This window comes from uncultured Clostridium sp. (assembly GCF_947036855.1).
Lineage (GTDB): Bacteria > Bacillota > Clostridia > Clostridiales > Clostridiaceae > Sarcina.
The window spans coordinates 1-4,770 of sequence record NZ_CAMQRY010000161.1 but is presented as its reverse complement, the minus strand read 5'-3'; the positions used below and the strand labels follow the sequence as shown (position 1 = coordinate 4,770).

The following is a 4,770-nucleotide window of genomic DNA, read 5'->3' as shown; positions in this document are numbered from 1 at the left end:
ATAAGTATTTTATACCACTATGAAAAATAACTGTCAAGTTTGTTAAAATATAATTAATTAATGAAATAGCGATATAATTTTAGAAAATTGAAAAATAAAATATTATTAAATGAAGTTGAGCTAGGTAATTAGCTTAACTTTTATATTATAATATTAATAATAAAGTATATGAGTAAGGTGGTGGAGTGAGTGGACTTTTAGCAGTTCATTTTAATTTTATGAGAAGAAAAATTTTTGTGGTTGAAGATGAAGAAAAAATAGTTAAGGAACTTAAAGTATTGTTTGAGAAATATGGATATGATGTGAGTTATAGTTTTAATTTTGAAAATATAGTTGAGGATATACTAAGTGAAAAGCCAGATATTGTACTACTTGATATTAATTTACCTTATTATGATGGATATTTTATATGTAGGGAACTTAGAAAAGTAACTAATATACCAATAGTTGTGGTAACAAGTAGGGATAGTGAAATGGATGAGCTTATGAGTATTAATTTAGGTGCAGATGATTTTATTACAAAACCATATAATACACAGATTTTACTTGCACGAGTTGGGGCTATTATAAAAAGAGCTTATGGTAATAGCTTAGATTCAGAGTTATTTGTTTTAAGGGATTTAACTTATAATATGTCTACAAGTGAAGTGATTTTTAAAGGTAGCAAAGTAGAACTTACTAAAAATGAAAGTAAAATACTATATACACTTTTTAAAAATAAAGGAAAGATAGTTTCAAGGGACAAGATAATTAAAGAACTTTGGAAGGCTGAAGAGTTCATTGATGATAACACACTTACGGTTAATGTAAATAGACTTAGAAGAAAGATAGAAGAGATAGGTGCTATAAATTATCTTCAAACTAAGAGGGGACAAGGTTATATATTGATATGAGAGTAGGAGAATATTTAAGAGATAAAGTAGTTTTTATTTTTATAAATATAATGGCTTTAACTTTTACAGTAGTTTTGTTAAATGCTTTAAGTATAGGAGCATATGCAATATTTTTTATTATACTTATTAACTTTATAGCATCAAGTCTATTTTATATTTTTGATTATTTTAAGAAGAAAAAATATTATAAAGAAATTTTTGATAACTTAAAGAACCTTGATAAAAAATATCTTATTGTAGAAATGTTAGAAGAAGAATCTTTTATAGAGTCAGGAATTTTGAAAGAGATTGTTATTCAAAGCAATAAGTCTATGAGTGATGAGGTAGCAAAGCATAGAAACTCTTCTATTGAGTATAAGGATTATATAGAAAGATGGGTACATGAGATAAAAACACCAATAGCAATTTCAAAACTTATTATTGATAATAATTCATCAGATGAACTTGAAAGCATAGATACAGAACTTGATAGAATTGAAAATTATATAGAGCAAGCACTTTTTTATGCTAGAAGTGATAATGCTAATGAGGATTATATAATTAAAAAGATGAAACTAAGGAGTGTAGTAAGCAGTGTTTTAAAAAGAAATATGAATGTATGTATTGATAGGCAGATTAAGATAAATATGGACTTTGAAGATACTGTTGTCTATTCAGATAGCAAGTGGGTTGAATTTATTATAAATCAAATAGTAGGAAATTCAATTAAGTATATGAATGGGCAAGTTAAAGAAATAACTTTTAACTTAGATCAGAGAGATAATAATATAGTTTTTGAAATTAAAGATAATGGTGTAGGTATACCAAGAAGTGATATTAAAAGAGTATTTGAAAAAGGGTATACAGGAGAAAATGGTAGAAAATTTGGAAAATCAACAGGGATAGGATTATATATATGTAAAAAGCTATGTGATAGACTTGGTACTCAGATTTATATTAAATCAGAAGAGGAAAAAGGAACTAGTGTATTTTTAAACTTTCCGATAGGTTCTATGGTTATATTTGAAAATTCTAATGTGACAAAAGTGTAAGTTAAATGTTCCATTATCTTATGGTTATAAAAGTGTGAGACTTGTAAAATTAAAATATAAAGTTTGAAAAAGATAAATGGAGGGATATTTGTGGAGAAGGAAATTTTAAAAGTATCAAATATAGAAAAGTATTATGGGAAGAGAGGGAATATTACAAAAGCATTAGATAATATAAGTTTTATAGTAGAAAAAGGTGAGTTTATAGCTATTATGGGGGCATCAGGAAGTGGGAAAACAACACTTTTAAATTGTATATCAACTATTGATAGAGTTACAAGTGGAAAAATATTAATAGGTGATAAGGATATTACAGCACTGAGTGAAAAGAAACTTGCAAGGTTTAGAAGAGAAGAACTCGGTTTTATCTTTCAAGATTTTAACCTGTTAGATACTCTTAACAATTATGAAAATATTGCACTTGCAATGTCTATTTTAAAAATTAAACATAGAGAAATAGATAGTAGAATAAATATGATTTCTGAAACACTTGGAATTAAAGGGATTTTAAATAAGTTTCCATATGAAATTTCAGGTGGAGAAAAGCAAAGAGTTGCAGCAGCAAGGGCAATTATTGCAAATCCTAGTTTAATCCTAGCAGATGAACCAACAGGAGCATTAGATTCTAAGTCAGCAAGAGATTTACTTGAATCACTTGAAAAGCTTAAAGAGAGTTTAGGGTCAACTATACTTATGGTTACTCATGATGCTTTTACAGCAAGTTATGCAAGTAGAGTTCTATTTATAAAAGATGGGAGGCTATTTAATGAAATTATAAGAGGAAAAGATGATAGAAAAGAGTTTTTTGATAAGATACTAGATGTTGTAGCAGTTCTTGGAGGTGATGGTTTAAGTGTATTTTAAACTTGCGCTAAAGAATGTAAAAAGAAGTATTAAGGATTATAGTGTCTATTTTTTCACTTTAATATTATCAATAACAATATTTTATAGTTTTAACTCAATAGAGGCTCAAAAAGTTATGTTAGACCTTACTAAAGCTGAAGGAATGGCTCTTGAAATGGTCAATACAGTAATGGGGATTTTTTCATTTACAATTTCAGGAGTATTAGTATTTTTAATTTTATATGCAAATAGATATCTTATAAAAAGAAGAAAAAAAGAGTTTGGAATATATCTGACGATTGGAATGGAAAGAGGAACAGTTGCTAAAGTTTTATTTTATGAAACACTTATAGTTGGTTTCTTTTCGTTACTAATTGGAATTATAATAGGAATATTTGTTTCACAGGGACTAGGTATATTTACAGCAAAATTATTTGATACTACAATTGTAGATTTTACATTTATAGTATCTATTAGTGGAATTTTAAAAACTGTTATATGTTTTGTGATTATATATATATTAGTACTTATATTTAATAGTTTTTCTATGAGAAAAATAACTATAATAAAGCTTATTAGAGCTAAAAATAAAAATGAAAACTTTATTCTCAAAAATATTTGGGTTTCTGTCATTTTATTTTTAATAAGTATAGCCATGATTGGAGTAGCTTATCAGATAGCGCTAAAAGAAGGAATTGCAATTTTAGGAGAGAAGCAAGGTATAGCAATAGCACTAGGAGTAGTAGGGACATTTTTTATGTTTTTCTCATTAGCAGGATTTTTCTTAAAAATATTTCAAAGTATTAAATCAAAATATTTTACAGGGCTTAATAGTTTTATACTAAGACAAATAAGTAGCAAGATGAATAGTACATTTATCTCAATGGCAGTAATTTCATTAATGTTGTTTGTAGCTATTTGCACACTTGCAGGAGGCTTTGGAATAAATAATGCAATAAGAAGTAATTTAGAGTCTTTAACAAATTTTGATATTATGGTTTCAAATTATTATGGTAATAACATTAATAATATACTTAAAGACAATAAAATTGATATAAGCAAATACAGTGATTCATATGCTAGTGTTGGATATTATAATAGTGATGTTAAATATAGTGATTTATTAAGTGTAGCACAAAGAGAAAATGAAGAACTTAAAAATTATGCACCTATAAGTACTGATAGAACGATAAAGGTAATAACTCAGTCTGATATAAATGGGATATTAAAGATTTTAGGGAAAAAGCAAGTTGAGATAAAAAATAATCAGTATATGCTTTTAAGTGATGTAGATGCTATGAAAGAGCCTCTTAAAAAGGTGATTTTAGATAATAAGGTAATTAGTGTAGCAGGTAAGAATCTTAGCCCAGCAAAGAGTAGAGTAATTAATGATGTTATAAATATAGGAATGATAAAATCTAATATAGCAGTCATTGTTGTAAATGATAGTGTGGTGAAGGGGGAGAAAGCAGAATTTACTAATCTACTTATTAAAAATGCTAAGGATTTAGACTCTCTTACAGAAAAATTGCACAAGTTATCACAAGAGCATAAAGATGGAGGACATAACAATATTTCTATAAAAACTAAAGATAGGCTTGTGGCTTCTTCAACAATGCTTGGTATTTCAGTATCATATGTTGGGATTTATATAGGATTTATATTTACAATTGCAGCAGCAGGAATATTATCAATACAACAGTTATCAGAGGTAAGTGATAATATAGAAAGATACAGGGTTTTAGGTAAAATAGGAGTAGATAAAAAGATGATTAAAAAATCAATTTTAGTTCAAATAGGAATCTATTTCTTTATACCATTATTAATCGGGATAATTCATTCAATAGTAGGACTTGAAATTTCAGCAGGTGTGGTAGCAATATTTGGAGAAGTTAATTTCTTAGATAATATATTTATATCTGTTGGGGTGTTGCTTGTAGTGTATATTGGATATTTTATAATGACATATATAAATGCTAAAAATACGATAGTTGGAAAAATTAAAG

At 26.9% G+C, this 4,770-nt stretch carries 4 protein-coding genes; all 4 read left to right on the top strand.

Translation table 11 applies throughout. From position 1 onward, the window contains the following. Positions 1-218 precede the first annotated feature (218 nt). Positions 219-893 (top strand): response regulator transcription factor, encoded by a 675-nt coding sequence (locus Q0V15_RS11915; protein WP_297439294.1) that lies wholly within the window; start codon positions 219-221, stop codon positions 891-893. Continuing rightward, on the top strand, positions 890-1,924 hold the full coding sequence (locus Q0V15_RS11910) for a HAMP domain-containing sensor histidine kinase (RefSeq protein WP_297439292.1): 1,035 nt from the start codon (positions 890-892) through the stop codon (positions 1,922-1,924). The genes Q0V15_RS11915 and Q0V15_RS11910 overlap by 4 nt, the downstream gene beginning before the upstream one ends. A 90-nt stretch (positions 1,925-2,014) precedes the next feature. Continuing rightward, positions 2,015-2,785 carry an ABC transporter ATP-binding protein gene (locus Q0V15_RS11905; protein WP_297439290.1) on the top strand — a complete coding sequence of 257 codons (771 nt, stop codon included), beginning with the start codon at positions 2,015-2,017 and terminating at the stop codon, positions 2,783-2,785. Further along, the coding region (locus tag Q0V15_RS11900; protein ID WP_297439288.1) for an FtsX-like permease family protein at positions 2,775-4,770 on the top strand (1,996 nt) is incomplete at its 3' end. The genes Q0V15_RS11905 and Q0V15_RS11900, both read left to right, overlap by 11 nt.